Genomic DNA, 768 nt, shown 5'->3' with positions numbered 1-768 from the left:
CTAAAAAGTATATGGAAATAGACTATTCAAAGGGAAAGAACCGAACAGACACAGACCGGGCGTGAACATCCATAAAAAGCCAGTAACAGCCTATTATCGCAGATTCAATAGGGGATGCTAGTTTCTTCCGCATTGATGGCGTATCGAAATTCAGTTAGCCGAATATCAGCGTATTACGGGCTATGTGTCGGGTTTTCTTCTTTTACCCCCTCCGATAGAGTCGATTCCTCTGGCTCAAATTTGTCAATTTTTATTACATCAATGAAATTTGGTAATTATTGTTCTGACTCGGGTATGGAGCGACTCCGCGGCCGTGTCGGTCGGGTGTGCCTCCGGCCGACTCGAAGCGACTCAGTACGACAGCGTCCACTGACGGTCGATGAGCCAGTCGTCCAACTTCCCGAGCGGGTCGTCGTCGACGTGCGTGCCGTGGCTCACGAGCACCGTCTCGATGTCGTAGTCGAACAGTTTGACGAGGTTCCGCTCGGCTTCCTCGTGGCTCAGGTCGTTGAACTGCGCCGCCGGCGGGACGAGGAATCCCGGCGGGAGACCGCGGCGGTCCGACCCCTCGACCACGTCGCCGGCGATGAACACGCCGTCGTCCTCCAACAGCAGGCCGTTGTTTGCGACCGTGTGGCCCGGCACCTGCACGATTCGAATCCCGCCGTCGAGCACGTCATCGTGGCGGAAGTGGCGGTCGGCCTCGATGTCGAGCGCGTCGTAGAAGCCCTTCGCGCCGCCGGGGACGAGCAGTTCGGGGTCGAACGC

General features: G+C 57.3%; 1 pseudogene. It reads right to left on the bottom strand.

Annotation, left to right across the window (positions count from 1 at the left end):
- Nucleotides 1-351 precede the first annotated feature (351 nt).
- Nucleotides 352-768 (bottom strand): annotated as a pseudogene (locus tag D3D02_RS18145) (MBL fold metallo-hydrolase); the annotation flags it as partial.

The organism is Halobellus sp. Atlit-38R, from assembly GCF_003665925.1.
Classification (GTDB): domain Archaea; phylum Halobacteriota; class Halobacteria; order Halobacteriales; family Haloferacaceae; genus Haloquadratum; species Haloquadratum inordinatus.
This window is presented reverse-complemented; position numbering and strand designations above follow the sequence as displayed.